This is a genomic window from Methylocystis bryophila, from assembly GCF_027925445.1.
GTDB classification, from domain to species: Bacteria; Pseudomonadota; Alphaproteobacteria; order Rhizobiales; family Beijerinckiaceae; genus Methylocystis; species Methylocystis bryophila.
This window is the reverse complement of the sequence record NZ_AP027149.1, coordinates 2,164,259-2,186,463: the sequence shown is the minus strand read 5'-3', so window position 1 is coordinate 2,186,463 and position 22,205 is coordinate 2,164,259. Positions and strand designations below refer to the sequence as shown.

The 22,205-nt window shown below is 63.4% G+C and carries 17 protein-coding genes and 1 pseudogene; 7 read left to right on the top strand and 11 right to left on the bottom strand.

Annotation, left to right across the window (positions count from 1 at the left end; all coding sequences use genetic code 11):
* Window positions 1-7: 7 nt before the first annotated feature.
* The gene (locus QMG80_RS10265; RefSeq protein WP_085772732.1) at window positions 8-1,501 is read left to right on the top strand and encodes an ammonium transporter; all 1,494 of its coding nucleotides are present in this window, start codon (window positions 8-10) and stop codon (window positions 1,499-1,501) included.
* Window positions 1,502-1,683: 182 nt separating this feature from the next.
* Here QMG80_RS10265 and QMG80_RS10260 read toward each other — a convergent pair whose 3' ends face one another.
* Complete coding sequence (locus tag QMG80_RS10260; RefSeq protein WP_085772731.1) at window positions 1,684-2,022, bottom strand: P-II family nitrogen regulator; 339 nt, start codon at window positions 2,020-2,022, stop codon at window positions 1,684-1,686.
* Window positions 2,023-2,432: 410 nt separating this feature from the next.
* Between QMG80_RS10260 and QMG80_RS10255 the strand changes: the two genes are divergently transcribed.
* From QMG80_RS10255 to QMG80_RS10245, 3 genes are all read left to right on the top strand, one after another.
* Complete coding sequence (locus QMG80_RS10255) at window positions 2,433-3,929, top strand: outer membrane beta-barrel protein (protein ID WP_085772730.1); 1,497 nt, start codon at window positions 2,433-2,435, stop codon at window positions 3,927-3,929.
* A gap of 286 nt (window positions 3,930-4,215) precedes the next feature.
* Window positions 4,216-4,773: a DUF992 domain-containing protein gene (locus QMG80_RS10250; RefSeq protein ID WP_085772729.1), complete on the top strand. Its 558-nt coding sequence runs from the start codon at window positions 4,216-4,218 to the stop codon at window positions 4,771-4,773.
* A 188-nt stretch (window positions 4,774-4,961) separates the two neighbouring features.
* A protein-coding gene (locus QMG80_RS10245; protein WP_102938125.1) for an IS630 family transposase occupies window positions 4,962-5,904 on the top strand; the annotation gives its coding sequence in 2 pieces (ribosomal slippage) (window positions 4,962-5,299 and window positions 5,298-5,904; 945 coding nt in all).
* 79 nt (window positions 5,905-5,983) lie between these two features.
* On the opposite strand, the gene QMG80_RS10240 is transcribed toward QMG80_RS10245, so the two are convergent.
* Window positions 5,984-6,733, bottom strand: coding sequence for an SDR family NAD(P)-dependent oxidoreductase (locus QMG80_RS10240; RefSeq protein ID WP_085772728.1), 750 nt, complete (start codon window positions 6,731-6,733; stop codon window positions 5,984-5,986).
* 1,284 nt (window positions 6,734-8,017) lie between these two features.
* Window positions 8,018-9,313: pseudogene (locus QMG80_RS10235) on the bottom strand (APC family permease); the annotation flags it as partial.
* 201 nt (window positions 9,314-9,514) lie between these two features.
* Between QMG80_RS10235 and QMG80_RS10230 the strand changes: the two are divergent.
* The 3 genes from QMG80_RS10230 to QMG80_RS10220 all read left to right on the top strand — a co-directional run bounded on the left by QMG80_RS10230 (window position 9,515) and on the right by QMG80_RS10220 (window position 11,797).
* Window positions 9,515-10,861 carry an alpha/beta hydrolase family protein gene (locus QMG80_RS10230; RefSeq protein ID WP_085772726.1) on the top strand — a complete coding sequence of 449 codons (1,347 nt, stop codon included), beginning with the start codon at window positions 9,515-9,517 and terminating at the stop codon, window positions 10,859-10,861.
* Window positions 10,862-10,974: 113 nt separating this feature from the next.
* Complete coding sequence (locus QMG80_RS10225; RefSeq protein ID WP_158658834.1) at window positions 10,975-11,361, top strand: DUF1636 family protein; 387 nt, start codon at window positions 10,975-10,977, stop codon at window positions 11,359-11,361.
* A gap of 73 nt (window positions 11,362-11,434) precedes the next feature.
* The gene (locus tag QMG80_RS10220) at window positions 11,435-11,797 is read left to right on the top strand and encodes an endonuclease domain-containing protein (protein ID WP_085772724.1); all 363 of its coding nucleotides are present in this window, start codon (window positions 11,435-11,437) and stop codon (window positions 11,795-11,797) included.
* 164 nt (window positions 11,798-11,961) lie between these two features.
* Here QMG80_RS10220 and QMG80_RS10215 read toward each other — a convergent pair whose 3' ends face one another.
* The 8 genes from QMG80_RS10215 to QMG80_RS10180 form a co-directional block, all read right to left on the bottom strand.
* Window positions 11,962-12,933: an HpcH/HpaI aldolase/citrate lyase family protein gene (locus QMG80_RS10215; protein ID WP_085772723.1), complete on the bottom strand. Its 972-nt coding sequence runs from the start codon at window positions 12,931-12,933 to the stop codon at window positions 11,962-11,964.
* Window positions 12,934-12,951: 18 nt separating this feature from the next.
* Window positions 12,952-15,690, bottom strand: a complete 2,739-nt coding sequence (locus QMG80_RS10210) for a phosphoenolpyruvate carboxylase (protein ID WP_085772722.1) — start codon at window positions 15,688-15,690, stop codon at window positions 12,952-12,954.
* Window positions 15,691-15,995: 305 nt separating this feature from the next.
* Window positions 15,996-16,883, bottom strand: coding sequence for a succinate--CoA ligase subunit alpha (sucD, locus tag QMG80_RS10205; protein WP_085772720.1), 888 nt, complete (start codon window positions 16,881-16,883; stop codon window positions 15,996-15,998).
* 26 nt (window positions 16,884-16,909) lie between these two features.
* Complete coding sequence (locus QMG80_RS10200) at window positions 16,910-18,079, bottom strand: malate--CoA ligase subunit beta (protein WP_085772719.1); 1,170 nt, start codon at window positions 18,077-18,079, stop codon at window positions 16,910-16,912.
* 26 nt (window positions 18,080-18,105) lie between these two features.
* Window positions 18,106-18,738 (bottom strand): methenyltetrahydrofolate cyclohydrolase, encoded by a 633-nt coding sequence (fchA, locus tag QMG80_RS10195; RefSeq protein ID WP_085773808.1) that lies wholly within the window; start codon window positions 18,736-18,738, stop codon window positions 18,106-18,108.
* 130 nt (window positions 18,739-18,868) lie between these two features.
* Window positions 18,869-19,729 carry an NADP-dependent methylenetetrahydromethanopterin/methylenetetrahydrofolate dehydrogenase gene (locus QMG80_RS10190; RefSeq protein ID WP_085772718.1) on the bottom strand — a complete coding sequence of 287 codons (861 nt, stop codon included), beginning with the start codon at window positions 19,727-19,729 and terminating at the stop codon, window positions 18,869-18,871.
* Between the two features lie 156 nt (window positions 19,730-19,885).
* A complete protein-coding gene (locus QMG80_RS10185) occupies window positions 19,886-20,827 on the bottom strand; it encodes a D-2-hydroxyacid dehydrogenase (RefSeq protein ID WP_085772717.1) in 942 nt (313 codons plus the stop codon).
* 101 nt (window positions 20,828-20,928) lie between these two features.
* Window positions 20,929-22,122, bottom strand: coding sequence for an aminotransferase class V-fold PLP-dependent enzyme (locus QMG80_RS10180; RefSeq protein ID WP_085772716.1), 1,194 nt, complete (start codon window positions 22,120-22,122; stop codon window positions 20,929-20,931).
* Window positions 22,123-22,205 lie beyond the last annotated feature (83 nt).

The window sequence follows — 22,205 nt, the reverse complement described above, 5'->3', positions numbered from 1 at the left end:
GCAACAGATGAGTTCTCGCCTCCCTCGCGGACTGCATAAGGCCGCGATCGTCTCTGCCGCATTCCTCGCCGCTGCGTCTCCGGCGTTAGCCGGTTCGCCGACGCCTAATCCGGGCGACACGGCCTGGATGCTGACGTCGAGCGCCTTGGTGTTGATGATGTCGATTCCCGGCCTGGCGCTGTTTTACGGCGGCCTCGTCCGCATCAAGAACATGGCCTCGATCCTCACGCAGACCTTCACGATCGTGGCGCTCGTGGGCGTGCTGTGGACGCTTTACGGCTATTCGCTCGCCTTCGGCGACGGCGGCGCGCTCAACGCGGTCATCGGCGGGCTGGGCAAGGTGTTTCTCAAGGGCGTCGACGCGAACGCCGTGTCGCCGACCTTCACGCCGGGCCATGTCATTCCGGAATACGCTTATTTCGTGTTCCAGATGACCTTCGCGATGATCACGCCGGCGCTCATCATCGGCGCCTTTGCGGAGCGCATGAAGTTCTCGGCGGTGTTCGTCTTCATCCTGCTGTGGGTGACGGTGATCTATTTCCCGATCGCGCATTGGGTGTGGGCGGTTGCCGATCCGAATGCGATCGTCGATGCGGCGGCGGAGCTGGCGGCGGCGACGACGGATGCGGCGAAGCAGGCGGCGCAGGCCAAGATCGACGCGGCGACCTCCTCGGTCGGCTGGCTCGCGGGCGGCCTGGCTCCGTGGATGAAGGGCGTGGGCGCGCTGGACTTCGCCGGCGGCACGGTCGTTCACATCAACGCGGGCATCGCGGGCCTTGTCGGCGCGATCATGGTCGGCAAGCGCATCGGTTATGGCAAGGAAGCGCTGCCGCCGCATTCGCTGACGCTGTCGATGGTCGGCGCCTCGCTGCTGTGGGTCGGCTGGTTCGGCTTCAACGCGGGCTCCAACCTCGAGGCGAACGGCACGACGGCGCTGGCCTTCGTCAACACGATGGTGGCGACCGCGGCGGCGGCGCTTTCCTGGCTGCTGACGGAATGGGCGACGAAGGGCAAGCCCTCGCTTTTGGGCCTGATCTCGGGCGCGGTGGCGGGCCTTGTTGCGGTGACGCCGGCCTCGGGCTTTGCGGGTCCGATCGGCTCGCTGGCGCTGGGCTTCATCGTCTCGCCGATCTGCCTGTTCTTCGTCTCGAAGGTGAAGAACGCCATCGGCTATGACGACGCGCTCGACGTGTTCGGCGTGCATTGCATCGGCGGGATCACCGGCGCGCTGGCGACGGGCCTGCTGGTCAGCCCCGCGCTGGGCGGCGTCGGCATCACCGACTATACGAACATCGCCGAGAGCTACGCCGGCAAATACGACCTCGTGGCGCAGATGATCGCGCAGGTCACCGCCGTCGTCGCGACGCTGATCTGGTCGGGCGTGGGCTCGGCGATCCTCTATAAGGTCGTCGATCTCGTCATCGGCCTGCGCCCGGCGCCCGATCAGGAGCGAGAGGGCCTCGACATCACCGATCACGGCGAGCGCGCTTACAATTACTGAGCTTCCTCTCTCGACGACGAGATCACGCCGCGTTCAGGCGAAACCCCCGGAACGCGGCGTGATCGATACGAAATCGCCGATCTCCGCTTTTTCGCATTGCGCTCAAAAATCCGGCCAGGCGGGCAAAAGTCCGACGCTGCGCAATTATATCCTGCGAGAAAGCGTGTTTTGCTTTCCTGAAGTCACAAAGCGGCTTCGTCCGCTTCGCCATTGCGTATTCGCACCACTTTTTCGATCGCCTGGATGAAGATCTTTCCATCTCCCGTCTGTCCGGTGCGGGCGGCGGTGGAGATTGTCGCAACGACCTTGTCGACCCGCTCGTCCGCCACGATCACCTCGACGCGAAGCTTCGAGAGATAATGGGCGACATATTCGACCGAACGATAGATCTCCGAATGGCCTTTTTGATGCCCGTGCCCCTTGGCTTCATAGACGGTCAAGCCATGAACCCCGATCGCATGCAACGCGTCATGAACGTCGGTGAGCTTGAACGGCTTGATGATTGCGACGACCACCTTCATAGGCGAGCGCTCCCCGGCAGCAGAATTCGCCTATTCAGGGCGAAGCGCAGCCGCCGCACAAGAGAAATTTTTGGGAGCACGCGAATCATCGTCGGAAGGGCCGGCTGACGATTCGGGCCTCTCATTCCGTGCGTTGATAGACGCAAAGCTTGCCTGAGCCGCGCTTAGTCAAGTCATGCTTGGCGACACGCCCAAAAACTCGACGGAAGTCCATGTTTTCGAAAGATTGAGTGTGGCATATTTGCCACAGTCGAAAAGTGATTGTGACATTTTTGCCACGCGATCCGGAAAAATTCGCTGCACCGCCACATTTGATCAAAAAATAGGCAGGAATCCGAGAGTTAATCTTGCGAAACGCGCGGAAGATAGCAGTATAGGCGCAGCTTTTCTCACGGATAAGGAGTCCAACAATGAAGCTGCCCTACCTTTCGGCCGTCGCGGCCATGGCGCTCCTCACCGCTCCCGCCTTCGCGGCGGACGTGGACGCAACGAAGAAGAAAGATGAGCCGGCGCCGCTCAAGTCGCTGTGGGATGACACCACGATCACCGGCTGGGTTGACGGCGGCGCAACGCCCAACTTCAACAATCCGTACAACGGATTGAACTATGGTCGCCTGTTCGATGACCGGGCGGGCACGCCCATGTTCAATCAGGCGGGCATCGTCATGCAGCGCCCCCTCGATCCGAAGGCGACGGGATATGACTTCGGCTACAAGTTCGTCGGACTTATCGGCGCGGACGTGCGCTATTCGCATTATACTGGCGAGCTGGACTACGCGATGCACGACCGCACGCAGATCACGCCGCTTGAGGCTTTCGCGATCATGCATCTGCCTTGGGTGTCAGCGTTCAGCGAAGGCGGCATCGATCTGAAAATCGGTCAATTTGTGACGCCGCTCGGCACCGAGCTCATTACTTCGCCGGACAACATCTTCTACTCGCACACCTACCTCTTCAACTTCGGACCCTTCCAACACACCGGCGTTCTTGCCACCGACCACTTCACCTCCTGGCTCGACGTTTTCGCCGGCATCACGACCGGTGAGAACACCGGCCTCGGCTGGTCCGGCGACAATCAGAATTCGCCGTCGCTGCTCGTGGGGATGACCGCCACCCTGCTGGACGGCAAGCTCGTGATGAACGCCGCCACGCATGCCGGCCCCGAGAATCCCAAACAGCTCGATCCCTACCTCGTGGGCTGGCCCGGCGGCGTCATCGGCGGCACGCCCGTCGCCTGCGGGTGCAACCCAACGGACACTTGGCGTTTCCTCAACAACTTCAACGTGACCTATAAAGCGACCGACAAGCTGACCCTCATCCTCGACTCGGCTTACTATCACGACAACGGCTGGAACACGCAGTCGGTGAGCGGACTGAACCCCGGAGGGTTGGCTCTCCTCAACGGGCTGACGGGGATCAACACCGGGCTGATCCCGGTGAGATCTGCGGGCGTCTCCGCTTACGGGGCCACAGGCTACATCACCTATCAGTGGACCGATGTTATCAAGCTCAGCGGGCGTGTTGAGATCTTCCGTGACAACAATAACTTCTTCGTCGCGGGCTATCCTGGCTACTTCGACGAAGTCAATAACGTTCACGGCTTCGCGGCGCCCTCCACCATCTTTGCGGGCCCTCAAAATGCCGGCACGACCTACTTCTCCCTGACGGCCGGCGCGCAGATTACACCCGAACTGCCGAAGAATGACTGGATCAAGAACATCATCCTGCGTCCGGAAGTGCGTTACGACACGACGTTGAACGGTGCGCAGCCTTTCTTCACGTCGCTCAACGGACCGGCGGCCTACTACACCACGATCGGCGGCTATTCGCCGTGGCTCGGCGGCGGTCGAAAAAGCAACCAGGTCACGATCGGCATGGACGTGGTCGTGCCCTTCACGCTCAAATAAAGTCGAGTAAACCAGAGCATCTCCGATCCCGCCACGAGCTCGCAAGGGCTCGTGGCGTCCTTTTTTGCAAGCCTAAGAATTTGCGCGCGAAGACTTTGCCGGCGAAAGCTTTGCGGCTTTTTGGAAATAGAGACCTCTCTCGGCCCCGCGCCCGATGCGGCATTGCGCCCCGCCCGCCAGGGACAGGCTGAGTCTTGGCATTTTGCCGGCCGATGGTTAGGTAGAACCCGTAGAATGTGGCTGGCTCTGGCGGAAGCGCTCGCGGGCCTGCAGTGGGAGGATAAGAATGCGCAAACTATCTGCATTTCGGCTGAACGGCTGGGCCGGCGCGCTCTCGACGGCGGCGCTGCTCGCGGTCCTGGTTCCGAGCCAGGCTCTGGCCGGAGATCGCATCGGGTCGCTGCAGTGCCGGCTTTCCGGGAACTCGCTCGGCATTCTGGTCGAGAACCAGACTGTGGACTGCCTTTTCGAGGACGATGCGGAGGGCGTCGCGCCTGCGCATTACGTCGGCACGCTCTCCAAGGTCGGAGCCAATATCAGCATCAACGGACCGGGCGAGATGGTCTGGGGCGTTATCGCGGCCACGGGTCATGTCGGCCCTGGCGCGCTGCAAGGGACCTATGCGGGTCCCGAAACCACGGTGAAGGTCGGCGTGGGCGGCGGCGGCGCGATCCTCATTGGCGGCAACAACAACACGATTTCGCTGCAGCCTTTCGAGGCCGAAGCTGGCAAGGGCTTCGGGCTGACCGCCGGCATCGAAAACCTGGCGCTCACCTATGTGCCCGACGCCCCGCCGCCGGCGTTCCCGCACAGCTACCGCAGGCGTCACCATCACCACGGCTAAGTGACAGGGCTTAGATTACGATGCGTTTGAGCGGATTCGCTCAAACGCATCTAAAGCGATCGATTCCAAAGTCTTAGAGCGCGATCGCTCAACTAGAGTCTTTCCGACACTGACTGAATCGGCGAGGGATTCCCTTTTGTGGCGCGATCTGATTCAAATGGGCGGCCGGGATTCGGAGGCCGGAAGGAATGGCGCGACCCTACTCGAATGATCTTCGTGAGCGTGTTGCTGCGTTGGTGTTGAGTGGGTTGACGGTTCGGGCGGCGGCGGCGCTCATGCAGGTGAGCGTCGCGAGTTCGGTGCGTTTCGCGCGAGCAGCGCGGTCGACGGGCAGCGCGGCGGCGAAGCCTATGGGCGGCAAGCGTCCCTATCTGCTCGCGGGCCAGCGCGATTTTCTGCTGGCGCGCCTTGCCGAGAAGCCGGATTTGACCCTTCACGCGCTGCTTGGCGAATTGCGCGAACGCGGCGTGGTCGTGTCCTGCGACACCTTGTGGCGTTTCTTGCGCAAGGAGAAAATCAGCTTCAAAAAAAACGCTTCTGCCCGCCGAACAGGATCGGCCCGACGTCGCGCGCCATCGCGCGCGCTGGAAAAAGATCCAGTCGAAGCTTGACCCGAAGCGCCTCGTCTTCATCGACGAAACTTGGGCGAAAACCAATATGACGCGCACCCATGGCTGGACGGAGCGCGGTCTCGCGCTCTTCGCCAAGGCTCCATACGGCCATTGGAAGACCACGACCTTTCTCGCAGCCTTGCGCTGCGACCAAATCACCGCGCCTTGCGTGTTCGACGGGCCGATCAACGGCGAAAGCTTCCTCGCTTATGTCGAACAGATTTTGGCGCCGACGCTCTCGCCGGGAGATGTCGTCGTCATGGACAATCTCGGCTCGCATAAGAGCGCCGCCGTCAGAGAAGCCATTCGCGCGAAAGGCGCGCGCCTCATCTTCCTGCCCAAATACTCGCCCGACCTCAATCCGATCGAACAGGTGTTCTCGAAGCTAAAACGCATGTTGCGCAAGGCCGAGGAGAGAACCATCGACGCGCTCTGGCGAAGGGTCGGGATTCTCCTCGATGACTTTCCGCCACAAGAATGCGCCGCATACCTCAAGGGCGCCGGATACGCTTCAGCCTAAGTCGGAAAGACTCTAGCCATCAAATGCTTGTTTCAAGCGGCGGCGAGTTAGCTGAAATTCGCCGACTCCCCTGCCCCGTTTATGAAGGCGCTGCGAAGTCGAGCAGCCGGTCGGAGGGGAAATCATAAAGCCGCCCGCTTTCGCTCCACTCGGGTCGAAGGAGCGCGACAGCCTTCTGCGCAAACTCTTGCGTCGTGCGCAAGCTCGCCGGGTCCTCGCCGGGCATGGCTTTCGCCCGCATCGCGGTGCGCAAGGGCCCGGGGTTCGCGAGCATCACCTTAATTTCAGAAATGTTGGCGCATTCGGCCGCGTAGGTGCGCGCGAGCGCCTCCAACCCCGCTTTCGTGACCGCGTAGGGTCCCCAATAGGGTTTGAGCCGCGCGCGATGCGCCGCCCCCGAGGTGACGACGAGCACCCGCGGCGAACGGCCGGCCCGAAGCAGAGGATCGAGCGAGCGCAGCAGCCGCCAATTGGCGGTCAGATTGACCGCCACCAGCATCTCCCAGTCCTTCGGCTCGACATGGGCGAGCGGCGTGAGCGGCCCGAGCTGGCCGCCAACGCACGCGAGCGCGTCGAGCCGGCCAAAGCGTTCGTTGAGCGCGGCGCCGAGCCGGTCAAGCGCTTCAAAGTCCGCGAGATCGCAGGGGACTAGGGTCGCCGCCCCGCCAAAACCGGCGATCTCGTCGTCGAGCGCCTCGAGCGCGCCCATCGTGCGCGCGAGCAGGACGACATGCGCGCCTTCTCGCGCCAGCGCTAGCGCCAGCGCGCGGCCCACGCCTCGTGAGGCGCCGGTCACCAGCGCAATTCGGGAGGGCGGCGTGTCCGACATGTTCAGGAATGAGCGCGCTCGGCCTCACAGGGGGCGGTCGGTCGTCGACCGCTCCCTGCCCGGGCTGACCGCCTAGTTTCGCGGAGTCGGCGCCTGTGCCGGAGCGGCGGCCGCCGCCCCCGGCGCGCTCTGCGACGCCGCGGCCTTGGTTTCTTTCTTGACCGCGAGGATGAGGCTCGATTGGTTCGGCCGCCAGCGATAACCGATGCCGAAAGGCAGCGCCGCGGGCGCCTCCTTCTGATAGAGCTTCGCCAGATCGCCTTGCCAGGCGTAGTGGAATATCGGAATGGGGCGCGAATAATGGCCGAAGGGCTTCACGCTCCAGCCCCCGCCGTACATCCTGTAGGGAACGCCGGTGTCGTCCTGCAGGATCGCGCTGGCGTGATTGAGGAGAGAGTTCCTCACGTCGGAAAAGGGCGTGCCGTGAAGCAGATAGGAGGCGCTCTTGACCAAGGCGTCGCCGTCTCCAAGCTTCGTGAACAGGGCGTCGAGCCCGGTCTTGGCGAAGGAGCCGTTAATGACATTGGCCTGGAAGTAATAGAGCGTCTGATCGGGACCGCCGGGCGACGAGAACACGATCTTGGCGCCCTTGGTCCCGCCGGTGGACGCGTCCATGGCCTTCTCACCCTCGACGATATCGCCGTTTTCAAGCAGCCGCACGACCTGCGCGTCGTGGATGACTTTGCCCGAGCGCGTCAGGAACACATAGAGGACGGGCAGCGTTCCCTTCGTCGGCGTCAGGCTGAACTGGCCGGACATCTCCGCCGTGCGAAAGAAGCTCACCTGGAGGATCGTGCGCGTCGCTCTCTCGAGCCCTTGCAAGGCGGTGGGGACCAATTTTTCCGGTATCTTGCTTACGTCCGGCGGCGTGCCCGGAGGCTCCAGCCCGGCCATCACATAGGTGTTGCGGTCGGGAAAGAAGGCGTTGGCGTAAAGGAAGTCCGGCCCGCTGAAGAGATAGAACAGATTCGACCGCTTCGGCAGGTTCAAATTGTCCTTGGCCCAATTACGCACGTGAGAAAGCTGCGTGGCGTCGACGAGCTTGAAGGCCCCGTCGAAGCTCCTTGCGTGATTCTCCCAGGCGGCGGTCTTGGTCAGCGGCGCCAGCGGTGATTCGGCCGGCACGGGCAGGCCCGCGAGAAAGCGGGCGTTGTCGTCTGGGCTCGCCGCCTGCGCCTTCGGCGACGCCAAGCTGAGCCCGCCCAGCGCTGCAACGGCGAAGATCAGGCCGAGCCGCAGTTTTGAAAGCCGGGTCGCCATCGCGCCGAGCTGTGCCGACGAAACGACGGCGTAAACCAAGAGACCGGCGAGCATAACCGCCAATCCGGCAACGGATTGCAGCGGACGCGTTTCGAGGAGATAGTACATCATGAAGAGCGTCACCGAGAGGAAGACAAGCGGGACCAGCGGAAACCCCCAGGCTCGATAAGGGCGCGGGAGATCGGGACGCGTATAGCGCAGTTTCACCATTCCGAAAACAGTCAAAAAGGAGCAGAAGGTCAGGCTGAACTGCGTGAATTCAAGCACCGACTCAAAGCTCTGCGAAAAGAGCATCAGACTCGCCACGACCATCTGCACGAGGGTCGCGAAGGTCGGCGCGCCGTTCCGGCTGCGCTGTGCGAAAGGCCGCAGCGCCGGGAGGTCCTCGCCCATAACCATCGTGACGCGCGGGCCGATCCACATCATCGCGCTCACCGTAGAGATGAGACCGATCGAGATCAGCGCGTCGACGAGACGTCCGCCGGCTTCCCCGAACAGGTGTGTTCCCACGATTTCCGCCACATTGATCTTGCCCGAAAACTCTGCGATCGGCGTGGTGAAGAGGAACACTGCGTTCAGCGCGACATAGAGGAAGATCACCACGCCCGTTCCCATGAACAGCGCGCGCGGCAAGTTCTTCTGCGGATCGCGGATTTCTCCGACGATATAGGTGGCGGCGTTCCAGCCCGAATAAGCATACATGACGAAGACGAGGCTGATCGCGAAGGGTGCGCTGAACACTTGATTGGCCTGGAACGAACCGGCCAGATCCAGCGCCGGCGCGCGCCAACCGGCGACGGCGCCGACCACAATGAAGCCGACAATCACCGCGATCTTCAACCCCGTCGAGGCGATCTGGAAGACGCTGCCCTGACGGACGCCGCTCAGGTGAACCATGGTGACAAAGAGAATCGAGCCCAGCCCGAGCATCATTGGCGAAACGCCGGGCAAGAGAGATTTCGCATATTCTCCAAGCGCCATCGCCGCGAGCGCCACCGGCGCGGAAAACCCGACCGTCGCGGACAGCCAGCCGGCGAGAAAGCCGACGGCGGGCCCGAATGCGTGGGTGAGGAAATTGTAATCCCCACTCGAGCGCGGAAACATCGCCGCAAGCTCCGCGTAGCACATCGCCCCGCAAAGAGCGGCGACGCCGCCCACAAGCCAAAGGAGCAGCACCACCAGAGGCGAAGACAAACCCTGAACCTGAAAGCCGAGACTAGTAAAAACTCCGACTCCGACCATGTCTGCTATGACTATGGCCGTGGCGGCGACCAGAGAGACTGCGGCGACGTTCGTATTGCTTTGGGAGGGAGAGGTCATTGCGCGCGGGACCTTGCAAGAATTTATCGCATTTACACCATAAACCTGCCGCCTTCGCAATGCGTAATTTCGATTAACCCCAACGCCAGACAGGTCCTTCGGGCGTGTCTCGGCTCAAGGGAAAGCAATTGGTAACCAAGGACGCATAGCTTGCAGAGATTGAGCGCGGCAGCGCCGAGCGTCCGTAAAAAGGTAGACGCGATGAACTCTTGGCGAAAAGCCGCCGTGCGCGTCGAGCTGAGGCCGCACGCCAGCCGACGAAGCGCGATCTCCGCCCGCAATGGGGGCGCCGCGCTGCTCAAGGTCGCAGCGTTCGGACTCTTGACGCTCGTTGCGGCCTGCGATCGCAATGCGGCTCAGAATGTGGCGACGCGCCCCCAGGGAATGGACAACGGCTTGGACGCCCAGAGCCTTTCCGCCAGTGGCGCGCGCCGGGAGCGCCTTGCCCGGCTGAGGTCGGAAAAGGTCGAGGCCCGCGCAGCGGAGCCGCAGCCGAAAGATGTCTCCTTCGCCATTCCGCCAACCGACCTGCGCCTATGGTCGCAAAGCGCAGCCGCTGTCGAGGACGAACCCCCGCAGCGCGCGGCCAGCGTCTTCACGCCGAGCATGCCGAGCATGAACAATCGCCCTTCCGAGAGCCTGACGAAGCTCGTCGCCTTCGGCTCGGCGCCCTTTCCCTACGACGGTCTCGTTCCCGGCGGCCGGGCCTTTCTCGACGTGAGGGACGGCGACCAGCGCGGCCACCGCTCGTACACCGGCAGGGTTCTTTGGGAGAACGAGACTTTCGGCGATTCGCGCGTGCTGGTTCACGTGCCGGAAACCTTCGACCCGACCAAGCCCGCCGTGATGGTCGTATTCTTCCACGGCTTCGGGGCGACGCTCACGCGCGACGTGCTGCGTCGCCAGAAGGTGCCGGCGCAAGTGACGGCCTCGGGCGCCAACGCGGTGCTCGTCGCGCCGCAATTCGCCGTCGACGCCCGCGACGGCAGCGCCGGCCGCTTCTGGCAGCATGGCGCCTTCACCCGTTTCCTTGGCGAGGCGGCGCATCATTTGGCCACGCTGCGCGGGGACCCGGATTCGGAGGCCGTCTTTCAGAAGATGCCGATCGTCATGGTCGCCTATAGCGGCGGCTTCGCGCCAGCGGCCTTCTGCCTCAGGGACATCGCCTCGACCAATCGGGTGAAGGGCGTGGTGCTGCTCGACGCCGCCTATGGCGAGTTGGAGACCTATGCCCAATGGGCCGCCCGGGAGCATAAGACCGGCGGCTTCTTCGTGAGCTCCTACACGCTATCGACGAAGGGACACAATAACGACCTCAAGCACATGCTCGCCTCGAGGGGCGTGCCGTTCAACGACGACGATTCGAAGGTCGGCCGCGGCGTCACCTTCTTCGACACGGGCTCGGATTATACCCACGAGAGCTATGTGACGCAGGCCTGGACGGAGTTCCCGATCAAGGATGTGCTCGCCCGCATTCCGGGCGTCGGCCCGAGCGACAATGTCGCCTCGCAGAGCCCGGCGCTGCGAGATCGGACAGCGGCGCGGTAACGTTCAGCTTAAGTCGAAGCGAAAAGGCCCGCCGCCGAGCACATCGGCGGCGGCTTGCCTTTGTGACGGCGCCCGTGCGAGAGGCGCGAAGCTTAGATTTGGGAGAGGCAAAAGTGACGCAGGACGCGGCGACGACGATTTTCGTTTGTGTGACCTGTCGCGGGCAAGACGACGCCGAGGCCCGGCCGGGCCGCGACTTCTACGAGGCGCTCGACGAACGCCTAAAGAGCGGCGACTCCGCGCCGATCCGCGCGGTCGCTGTCGAATGTCTCTCGATCTGCAAGCGGCCCACGAGCGTCGCGCTCGCGGCTCCCGGCAAATGGACCTATGTGATGACAGGCCTCGAGTCCGCGCCGCATGTCGAAGACATCGTGACGGCGGCGAAACAGCACGCCCTGAGCCAGGACGGCGTGCCGCCCTGGCGCGACCGTCCCGAATGCTTCAAGCGCAACGTCGTCTCGCGCACGCCGCCGCTTGGGGAAGCGCCAAGGGAGGGGTAACGCTGCGGAGTCCTTCTCCCACAAGTGGGAGAAGGTGGCCCTCGCGTTAGCGAGGGTCGGATGAGGGTTCGGAATGCCCGCCCGGGTCGAAAAATCAAAGACCGCCTTCGCGCGCAGCTTGCGCCGCCGGATGACGACGGCGGAAGAAATGCTCTGGCGCGCATTGCGCGGAAAGAAATTCGCCAATCTGAAGTTCCGCCGCCAAGTTCCGATTGGACGTTTCGTCGTCGATTTTCTCTGCGTCGAGCGGCGCTTCGTCGTGGAGCTGGACGGCGCGCCGCATGAGGCTCTGGAGCAGCAGGATCATGACGCGCTTCGCGACGCCTATCTGCGCGAGCGCGGCTACCGCATCTTGCGGCTGAAGAATGACGTCGTAATCGGTGGCGGCGACATTGCGCTGGACATGATCCGCGAGGCGATCATGCAGGGGGAATGAAGAGGCTGCGATGCGGGCGAGGCCCTCATCCGACCCCCCTTCGGCGGGCCACCTTCTCCCACAAGTGGGAGAAGGAGTGCGCGGCAAAGATGAAGATGCTCTCCTGAAAAAAACGCCCTCCCCCGCGGACGGGAGAGGGCGCAGAAGGCATTCGCGAGGCGTAATTACGCAGCCATCGCGCTGGCTTTTTCGATCAGCGCCTCGGCCATGCGGATCGAGGCGATGTCGATAAGGCGGCCGTCGAGCGAGACAGCGCCTTTGCCTTCCTTGGCGGCCTGGGCCATCGCGTCGAGGATGCGGCGGGCCTTGGTCACCTCGGCCTCGGACGGCGTGAAGACCTCGTTGGCGAGTTCGATCTGCGAGGGGTGGATGGCCCACTTGCCCTCATAGCCGAGCACGGCGGCGCGCTTCGCCGCGGCCTTGTAGCCTTCCGGATCGTTGAAGTCGCCGAAGGGCCCGTCGATCGGACGCAGGCCATAGGCGCGGCAGGCCACCATCATGCGCGTCTGCGCCGCATGCCACTGGTCCATCCAGTAATAGTCGCGGTTGCCGTCCTTGTCCTTGTCGGTGAGCACGCCGTAGTCCGGGTTGACGCCGCCGATGACGGTCGTGCGCGCGCGGGTCGAGGCCGCATAATCGGCGACGCCGAAGGACATGGCCTCGAGGCGCTTCGAGGACTTCGCGATCGCTTCGACATTGGCCATGCCGAGCGCCGTCTCGATCAGGATCTCGATGCCGGTCTTCTTCGTGCGCTTCTTATACTGCTCGATCTGCGTGATCAGCATGTCGATCGCATAGACGTCCTCCGGCACGCCGACCTTCGGGATCAGCACGACGTCGAGGCGCGGGCAGTTCTCGAGCACGTCGACGACGTCGCGATAGCAGTAATGCGTGTCGAGGCCGTTGATGCGCAGCGTCATCGTCTTCTTGCCCCAATCGATGTCGTTGAGGCCCTGGATGATGTTCTTGCGCGCCTGCTCCTTATCGTCGGGCGCGACCGCGTCCTCGAGATCGAGGAACACCACGTCCGCCTTGGACGCCGCGGCCTTCTCGAACATGCCGGGCGCCGAGCCCGGCACGGCGAGCTCGGAGCGATGCAGGCGCGACGTGGCCTGTTCGATGAGCGTGAAAGACATGTATCCCTTCCTTTCTGATTAGCCCGTGGCGCCAAGGCCAGAGGCGATGCAACTGATGGAGAGCAGGAGCGGAATTTTGATCAGCTCCCGCGCGTTTTCGTCCTGCGCGCTGCGGAAGCGGCGCAGCAGCTCGACCTGCTCGAGATTGACCTGATTGATCGTTGACAAACGATCATCGAGCCGCGCTTTATAGGCCTTGAAGCGCTCGCCGACCGTCGCCGCTCCCGTCACTTTCAGGACCATGGCGCGGGTGAGCTCATGCTCTGCCGCAATCTTCGCGAAAATGCTCTCGCGGACGGCGACGTCCTCGACAAGGCTCGCATATTTGCCGGCGATCTCCAGATCGACCAGCATCAGCGCCTTCTCGACCTCGTCGAGCACGAGGCGGAAAAGTCGTGAATCCGCATGCATCCGGCGCAGAAGCTCCAAGCCCGGCTCGCCGCGCTCATCGAGAAACTGCTTGAGGCCGGAGCCGACGCCAAACCAGCTCGTGATCGCGTGGCGGTTCTGCGCCCAGGCGAACACCCAGGGGATCGCGCGCAGATCCGCCAGACTTTTCGCGCCGAAGCGCCGCGCTGGGCGCGAGCCGATATTGAGGAGCGAGATCTCCTCGAGCGGCGAGGCCGCCTGGAAATAAAGCACGAGATTGGCGTCGCCCACGAATTCCGTATAGGCCCTCAGCGCCGCGCTCGAGAGGTCCTCGAAGGCCTGCTCGAATTCCGCGCGGGGGATCAGAGCATCCTCGCGCTCGGACTTCAACGCATGGGTGAAGACGGATGAGGCGAGAAGCTCCATCTGATAGGCCGCAGTGCCGCGATTGGCGTATTTGAACGAGACGACCTCGCCCTGTTCGGTGACGCGGAAGCGCCCGCGGATCGAGCCCGCCGGCTGAGCGGAGATGGCGTGCCCCGTCGGCGCGCCGCCGCGCGAGACGGAGCCCCCACGGCCGTGAAAGAAGGCGATCGCGACGCCCTGCTCCAGGCCGACCGCCGTGAGCCGCGCCTGCGCCTTGTAGAGCTCCCAGTTCGACGGCAGGAAGCCGCCGTCCTTGTTGCTGTCGGAATAGCCGATCATCACCTCTTGCAGATCGCCCTGGCGTTGGGCGCTGCGCTTGACGATCGGTATGGCGAGGAGCTCGCGCATGATGGCGGGCGCGTCGCGAAGATCCTCGATCGTCTCGAACAGCGGCACGATCGGCAGCGAGCAGTAGACGCCCTTGGAGCCTTGCTTGACGAGCCCCGCTTCCTTGGCGAGCACATAGGCGCCGAGCACGTCCGCGACGCTATGGGTCATCGAGAGGATGAAGCTGCCGAAGGCTTCGCGGTCGAGCTTCGACTGCAGCTCGGCGACGAGCTCGAACATTTCGATCGTGTCGCGCGTCTCCGAGGAAAAGCGCTCGCGCTCCTCGATGCTGAGCGGCGGGGTTTGCAGCTGCTCGTCGAGCCAGGCGCGCCATTCGGCGGAGTCGACCTGCGGCGGATCGTTTTCCCGCGTCGCCCGCCACAGGTCCGCGAGCGCATGGGTCGTGCGCGTCGTGTTCTCGCGCAGGTCGAGCCGCACGGTCGAGAAGCGGAACACTTCCACCGCCCGGCGCAGCGGCCGCACGAGATCGGTCGCGAGCGCCGCCGAGCGTCCCTCGGCGAGCGCCGCCTCCATCAATTTGAAATCGGCGATCAGCTCGTCGGCGTTGGCGTAGCGCTGATCGGTCGTCGGCTCTCCACGCGTCGCGAGCAGGGTCTGATTGAGCTTATAGAGGATGAGATTGCAGAACTGGCGATAGGGCTCCATCTGGTTGCGCGCTCTGATCGAGCTCGCGTCCTTCAAGGCCGACAGCCGCTTCTCCAGCTCGTCGCGCAACATCTGCGGAATATGCGAGGCGCGCGGGCTGATCGAAAGCATGCGGCCAAGCTCGGTGGTGCGGCCGCGATAATAATTCAGGCTCGCCAGCGCATTGTCGCGCATGGTCTGGCGCGTCACCGCATTGGTGACGAAGGGATTGCCGTCGCGGTCGCCGCCGATCCAGGAGCCGAACTGGAAGAAGGGCGTCACCTCGAAGGTTTCATCGGGATAGTGCTTGGCGAGCGCCTGCTCGAAGGTCGCGAGGACCTCGGGAGCAAGATCGAAGATCGTCTCCGAGAAGAAATGCAGGCCCCAGGCGACCTCGTGCTCGACCGTGGGCTTCTCGAGGTGGAGATCGCCGGTCAGAAACAGAAGCTCGACCTGATCGCGCAGCTGCGCGCCGAGCGCGTTGCGTTCACGGTCGGTCCAACGCGTGGACTCGAGCTCGCGCAGCAAGAGATAGATCTTGCGGTTCTTCTCCAGGATCGAAACGCGCTTGGCTTCGGTCGGATGCGCGGTGATCACCGGCCGGATGCGCAGGGTCTGAAGCTGCGCCCGGATCTCGTCGGCCGTGACGCCCGCCCGCTTCGCCCCGGCGAGCACTTGATCGAAGGTGCCGAGCAGCTGATCGTGCCCACGCTCTCGCTCGATATGGCGGCGCCGACGCATCGCATAGGCCTGCTCGGCGATCGAGACGAGCTGAAACAGAATGCCCTGCGCCTGCAGGGTGCGGCCCATCTCATAGTCGGTGAGCTTCGAGCCCGCGGAGAAGCCGCGCAGCACGGGAGCGATCTCCGGCAGTTGCCGCTCGACGACGAGCAAAAGCTGCTCGACGAGCCATGCCGAGGCTTCTTTGACGGAACGCGTCGCGAAAGCCGAGGGCGCAGCGGACGAGGATGCGGGACCGGCGTCGTTCATGCGGACTTAATCCCCTTCGTCTCGCGAATTCCTGTAGCGCCTTGTCCATCGAACGGAATTGTTCGCGGATCAAGAAAATCGCCGGATCAATATGCGAATTCCCATCGCAAAAGCCGACCGACTTTTGCGCAAAATTCGCTCTGCCGCTTCAAGCCTCGCATCCGCCTACGCCGCCAGGCGCCGACGAGGCCTTAGAGCGCGTCCCGATCGCGTGGAACCACGCGACCGAAAGGACTAAGCTCCAAATCAAGAACTGAGAGCATGTCTTGACCGGAAAACCACTTCGCGCCTTTCCGGGACATGCTCTAGGCGCTCTTCAACACCTTTGCGACGGTCTCGCCGAATTCCGAGGGACTGGGCGCAACCACGAGGCCGAAGGACCGCATGATCTCGGTCTTTTCGGCCGCGCTGTCGCCGGTCGACGAGATGATGGCGCCGGCGTGCCCCATGCGGCGCCCCTTCGGAGCCGTCAGACCTGCGACGAAACCGATCACCGGCTTGGAGAAGTTGTCCTTGATCCACGCGGCGGCCTCCGCTTCCTGCGGGCCGCCGATCTCGCCGATGATCAGCACCGCAGCCGTCTCCGGATCCTTGTCGAACAGCACGAGATGATCGAGGAAGGAGGAGCCGTTGATCGGGTCGCCGCCGATGCCGACTGACGTCGAAATGCCGTAGCCGAGCGCCTTGAGCTGCGAGGCGGCCTCATAGCCAAGCGTGCCCGAGCGCGAGATCAGCCCGACATTGCCACGCTTGTAGATATGGCCGGGCATGATGCCGAGCATCGCCTTGCCGGGGCTGATGATGCCGGCGCAGTTCGGCCCGACCATCATGGGTCGGCGGTCCTTGGGGTAGCGCATGAAGTAGCGCTTCACCCGCATCATGTCCTGCGCCGGAATGCCGTCGGTGATCGAGCAGATCAGCTTAATGCCGCTGTCGGCCGCCTCCATGATCGCGTCCGCCGCGAAGGGCGGCGCGACGAAGGTGATGCTCGTCGTCGCGCCCGTCTCCCTCACGGCGTCCTTGACCGTGTTGAAGACCGGCACGCCATGCATCGCCTTGCCGGCCTTGCCGGGCGTCACGCCGGCCACGACCTTGCTGCCGTAATCGAGCATCTCCTTGGTGTGGAAGCTGCCCTTGTCGCCGGTGATGCCCTGGACCAGGATTGGCGTCGTCTCGTCGATCAGAATGCTCATGCTGTCCTCCGCGACCGCGCCTCTTCTCAGGCCGTCTTGCCGATGGCGGCGACGGCTTTTTCCGCGGCCTCCTTCAGCGTGTCGGCGGTGATGATGTTGATGCCGCTTTCCTCGAGGATTTTGCGGCCCGCCTCCACATTGGTGCCCGCAAGCCTCACGACGAGCGGCACGGCGATATTGGTCTCGCGCACCGCGTCGACGACGCCCTGCGCCACCCAGTCGCAGCGGTTGATGCCGGCAAAGATGTTGACCAGCACCGCCTTGACGCGAGAGTCGGAGAGCACGAGCCGGAAGGCGGTGGCTACGCGTTCGGCCGAGGCGCCGCCGCCGACGTCGAGGAAGTTCGCCGGGCTGGCGCCCGCGTGCTTGATCATGTCCATCGTCGCCATCGCCAATCCGGCGCCATTGACGATGCAGCCGATCTCGCCGTCGAGGCCGATGTAGTTGAGATTATATTTCGCAGCCTCCGCCTCGCGAGGATCGCTCTGCGAAGGATCCTGCATGTCGACGATGTTGCGGCGCCGAAAAAGCGCGTTGTCGTCGAAGGACATCTTCGCGTCGAGCGCCAGGACCTTGTCGTCCTTGGTCACGACGAGCGGATTGATCTCGAGCATCGTCGCGTCGCAATCGCGAAAGGCGCGATAGGCGCCCAGTATCGTCTGAACCGCGCGAGAGACCTGCTTCAAATTGAGGCCAAGCTGGAAGGCGAGCTCGCGCGCCTGGAACGGCTGCAGGCCGACCGCCGGCTCGACGATGACCTGCAGGAGCTCCTCGGGCGTGTTCTTGGCGATCTCCTCGATCTCCATGCCGCCATGCTTGGAGGCGATCACGCGCACGCGCTCGAGCTTCCGGTCCAGGACATAGCCGAGATAGATCTCGCGCTCGAAGGGGTCGGCGAGCTCGACATAGACCCGCTGCACGGGCTTGCCCTCCGGGCCGGTCTGCCCGGTGACGAGGCGCTTGCCGAGAAGCTCGCGGGCCGCCTGCTGCACCTCGTGGTAAGTGCGGCAGAATTTGACGCCGCCCGCCTTGCCACGCGCGCCGGCGTGAATCTGAGCCTTGACGACCCAATGCGATCCGCCGAGCTCCGTCGCCGCATAGACGGCTTGGTCAGGGCTGAAGGCGATCGTCCCGGGCGGAACCGCGACGCCGTGCTTCGCTAAAAGTTCCTTGGCTTGATATTCGTGGACGTCCATTCTCGACCTCCTTCAACCGATATGTTTCACGAGCCGATCTTGCCGCGCACGACGTCGTAGACCTCTTCGGTCTTCTTGGCCGAGAGGTCGAGCAGCGCATTGACCTCGCCAAGGCGCGTCTCGGCGAAGTCTCGGTCCTTGATCGACTTGGCGTTGATGAACACGTTGAGCGCGGCGCTGCGAAGGCCAGCGTTGGCGGCAAGCACCGCGACGCCCGCGTCGCTGATTACGTTCAAATTGCCCTTCTCCGCGACGATCGTGGAGAGCTTGATCACTTCATGGCAAGCCTTCACGGCGCGCAGCGGCGCGTCGGTCGCTTCCTTCAGCGCCTTCTGGATCGCCGCGGCGCGCGCCGCCTTCTCCTCGTCGGTGCCGCGCGGCAGGCCATAAGCGCCCATCACCGCGTTGAAGGCGACGACGTCCTCGTCGATCGCGGCGGTCAGCTCCGCGCGCAAGGCTTCCGCCTTCTCATTGACGGCCTTGAGATCGGCGTCATGGGCTTCATAGCCCTTCTTGCCGATCGTGAGATTGGCGACCATCGAGACGAGCGCCGCCCCGACGCCCCCCATGATCGCCGCCGCGCCGCCGCCGCCGGGCGTGGGCTTCTCGCTCGCCAGCGCATCGAGGAAATTGCCAATCTGTTCGTTCTTCGCGCTCACTGCGGCGCCCCCTCTGTTCAGAGCAAACTCGCGCAAAAGTTGATCCTCTTGCGACCGGTATTCGCCCCAACTTATTGTTCTTACGTAATTTCCTGTCGCCCGACCGAATTCGTTCGAGGGCCAAGCGACGCTAAGCGAGTTCCTTGGCCAAGGCGTAAATGTTCTCGGCGTCGAACACCTTGTCGCTGGCTTCGAACATCTTGCCCACGCATTCGCGATGCAGCTTGAGCTTCAACCCGCCCAAGCCCAGCGCGCCGATGACGATCTTGCCGTGACGCTCCTTCGCCTTGTCCGTCGCCTCGACCCCGCCGAGCCCCAGCGGCGGTTGCGCATTGCAATCCGCGAGCAGCTCGATCGTGGGATCGTTCTGCCAGTCCTTCTCGTCGAGCAGCGGCACGCCGATCGCGCCAGCGGCGAAGACGATTTGCGCGCCCTTGACGGCGGCGGCGCGCGCCGCATTGTCGAAAGCCTCGATCGGAGTCGGCGCGAAGCCGAAACGCTCCTTGATCGCCTCGCTTGAAGCTTTGGCGCGCGACAGCTGGCGTGAGGTCAGCGCGACCTCGGCGCCCTCGATATGAAGCATCGCCGCGGCGCGCATGCCGACCGGCCCCGTGCCGGCGAGCACGACCGCCTTCAAGCCCGCAAGCGGCTTGGCCTTGGCGAGCAGCGCGACACCGGCCGCGGCCGTCGTGTTGGAGCCGTTCGAATCGAGCATGGTCGACACGCGGAAGCTGGAGAAGAAGCGTTTCTTGACGACCTTGAACAGCTCTTCGCCCTTCACCATGCTGCCGCCGCCGACGAAGAGCGCGGTGAATTGCTTTTCCTTCGGTCCGCGCGTGTAAATCGCGCCATCGACCAGCGCGCCGACATTCTCCGGCGTCACGCCGCCGTAGCCGATCACATGATCCGCGCCGCCGTCATAGCCGACGACCGTGTCGAAGACGCTGGGAACAGGATCGGTGTCGAGCAGGAAGAGAAGTTTCTTGGTCATGTCGGATCTCGATGGCGGTCTAGAGCGTCATTGCGAGCGAAGCGAACCCATCAGCGGGATTACGGTTTGCTGCTCGTTTTGCCGCTGTTTACGGCTTCAGGATTGCTTCGCTTCGCTCGCAATGACGGCAGAGCGTCGCAACCCTCATTCTAAACGTTAAGCCGCCACCACGTTGCGTGGAGAGCCGGCGACATAGGCGTCGATATTATCGATGAGCTGATCAGCGAGCACCTGCATCGCCTCCTTCGAGGCCCAGGCGACATGCGGCGTGACAATCAGGTTCGGTATCGTCGGGTCGAGCAGCACATTGCCATTCTTCGGCGGCTCGACGGTCAACACATCCATCCCGGCGCCGGCGATGACGCCCTTGCGCAAGGCGTCGGCGAGAGCCGCCTCGTCGATGATGCCGCCGCGCGCCGTGTTGATGATGCAAGCGGTCTTCTTCATGGACGCGAGCTCTTTCGCGCCGATCATGTTCTTGGTTTGCGGCGTCAGCGGCAGATTGAGCGTGACGATGTCGGATTCACGCAGCAGCGTCGGCACATCGACCTTGTTGGGCAGGTCGACCACATCGTTGACGAGCACCTTCATGCCGAGCGCCTCGGCTCGCTTCTCGATCTCCTTGCCGAGCGCGCCATAGCCGATAATGCCGAGCGTCGAGCCGGCAATGTCGTAGATCGGATAATCGAAGTAACAGAACTGACTATTGTAGCCCCAGCGCCCGTGGAACACCGAATTATGGTAGTTCACGAGGTTGCGCCGCAGCGCGAAAAGCAGCGCGAACACGTGCTCGGGCAGCGTGTTGAAGGCATAGTTGCGGATGTTGGAGACCGTGATGTCGTGCGCGCTCGTATAGGCCTTGTCGATCACGTCCGTGCCGGTCGCAGCGACGGCGATCAGCTTCAGCTCCGGCAGCTGCTTGAGCGCATCCTCCCGCAGCGGCACCTTATTGGTGATGCAGATGTCGGCGCCCTTCAAGCGTTCGACGACTTCCGTGGAGGCGGTCTGCGCATATTCCTTATACTCGTGAGGAAAATTCGGCTTGCGCAAATTTGCGTCGAGCGTCTCGCGATCGAGAAAGACGATTTTATGCGACATGCCGTTTCCCCCCATCCGGCGAATATTGGATATTTTTGTAGCGGCAGTCGGCAATAGGCAGTCGTCAAATCCGACCGCCTATCGCCGACTGCCTATTGTTTTTAGACCTTCAGAAGCGGGTCGGCGCGAAAGACAGCCTGGGCGGCGGCGACGCCGGAACCGGGCTGGATCTTGATGCCGTTGTCGAGCATCGCCATCTCCGCGCCGGCGATGGCGCCGAGCAGCATCAGCTCGTTGAGATCGCCCAGATGGCCGATGCGGAAGACCTTGCCCGCGACCTCGGAGAGACCGGCGCCGAGCGCCAGATTGTAGCGCTTATAGGCGGTGGCGATGACCTTGGCCGCGTCAAAGCCCTCCGGCACGACGATCGCCGTCACCGTGTCCGAGTTCCACTTCGGCTCCTTGGCGCAGGTCTTGAGGCCCCACGCCTCGACTGCGGCGCGGCAGCCACTGGCGAGGTGATGGTGGCGCTTGTAAACCTGATCGAGACCTTCCTCGAAGAGGATCGCCAGCGATTCCTTGAGGCCGTGCAGCAACGGGATCGACGGCGTGTAGGGGAAATAGCCGGTCTCGTTGTTCTTGATCATGTCCTGGAATTCGAAATAGGCGCGCCTGGACTTGTTGGACTTGCCCGCCTCGACCGCCTTGGGGCTCGCCGCCATCAGCAGCAGGCCGGCCGGGAGCATGAAGCCCTTCTGCGAGCCGGACACGATCACGTCGACGCCCCACTTGTCCATGTGGAACGGCAGCGACGCCACCGAGGACACGCCGTCGACGAAGAGCAGCGCGGGGTGCTTCGCCGCGTCGATGGCCTTGCGCACCGCGCCGATGTCGGAGGTCACGCCTGTCGCCGTCTCGTTGTGCGTGGCGAAGACGGCCTTGATCTCGTGGTTCTTGTCGGCCTTCAGCGTCTCTTCGATCAGCTCCGGATCATTGCCGGTGCCCCAGGGACGCTCCTGCTTGACGACCTCGAGACCGAGACGGTTCGCAAGGTCGATCCACAGATGCGAGAATTGGCCGAAGCGCTGCGCAAGCACCTTGTCGCCGGGCGAAAGCGTGTTGGTGATCGCTGCTTCCCAGCCGCCAGTGCCCGACGCCGGGAAGATGAAGGCGTGAGCCTTTTCGGTCTCGAAGACCTTCTTGAGCTGCGGGAACAGCGGCTTCACCAGATCGGGGAAGATGGGCGAGCGATGGTCCTCGGACGCGACCATCATCGCGCGCTGCACGCGATCCGGCAAATTGGTCGGGCCCGGCACAAAGAGAAAATTGCGGCCGGGAATTCTGGAATTCGACATTTCTGGCTCCCTTCGAGCGCCTTTGGCTGGTTTGAGTGGGATCGCCGCCGCGGCCTGGGCTTTGAGCCCTTGGCGCGCAGTGG

What these genes read in the sequence shown, in the direction of transcription:
- QMG80_RS10265 (WP_085772732.1), top strand. Translation starts at nt 8, where the DNA reads ATGAGTTCTCGCCTCCCTCGCGGACTGCATAAGGCCGCGATCGTCTCT.
- QMG80_RS10260 (WP_085772731.1), bottom strand. Translation starts at nt 2,022, where the DNA reads ATGAAGGTGGTCGTCGCAATCATCAAGCCGTTCAAGCTCACCGACGTT.
- QMG80_RS10255 (WP_085772730.1), top strand. Translation starts at nt 2,433, where the DNA reads ATGAAGCTGCCCTACCTTTCGGCCGTCGCGGCCATGGCGCTCCTCACC.
- QMG80_RS10250 (WP_085772729.1), top strand. Translation starts at nt 4,216, where the DNA reads ATGCGCAAACTATCTGCATTTCGGCTGAACGGCTGGGCCGGCGCGCTC.
- QMG80_RS10240 (WP_085772728.1), bottom strand. Translation starts at nt 6,733, where the DNA reads ATGTCGGACACGCCGCCCTCCCGAATTGCGCTGGTGACCGGCGCCTCA.
- QMG80_RS10230 (WP_085772726.1), top strand. Translation starts at nt 9,515, where the DNA reads ATGAACTCTTGGCGAAAAGCCGCCGTGCGCGTCGAGCTGAGGCCGCAC.
- QMG80_RS10220 (WP_085772724.1), top strand. Translation starts at nt 11,435, where the DNA reads ATGCCCGCCCGGGTCGAAAAATCAAAGACCGCCTTCGCGCGCAGCTTG.
- QMG80_RS10215 (WP_085772723.1), bottom strand. Translation starts at nt 12,933, where the DNA reads ATGTCTTTCACGCTCATCGAACAGGCCACGTCGCGCCTGCATCGCTCC.
- QMG80_RS10210 (WP_085772722.1), bottom strand. Translation starts at nt 15,690, where the DNA reads ATGAACGACGCCGGTCCCGCATCCTCGTCCGCTGCGCCCTCGGCTTTC.
- sucD (WP_085772720.1), bottom strand. Translation starts at nt 16,883, where the DNA reads ATGAGCATTCTGATCGACGAGACGACGCCAATCCTGGTCCAGGGCATC.
- QMG80_RS10200 (WP_085772719.1), bottom strand. Translation starts at nt 18,079, where the DNA reads ATGGACGTCCACGAATATCAAGCCAAGGAACTTTTAGCGAAGCACGGC.
- QMG80_RS10190 (WP_085772718.1), bottom strand. Translation starts at nt 19,729, where the DNA reads ATGACCAAGAAACTTCTCTTCCTGCTCGACACCGATCCTGTTCCCAGC.
- QMG80_RS10185 (WP_085772717.1), bottom strand. Translation starts at nt 20,827, where the DNA reads ATGTCGCATAAAATCGTCTTTCTCGATCGCGAGACGCTCGACGCAAAT.
- QMG80_RS10180 (WP_085772716.1), bottom strand. Translation starts at nt 22,122, where the DNA reads ATGTCGAATTCCAGAATTCCCGGCCGCAATTTTCTCTTTGTGCCGGGC.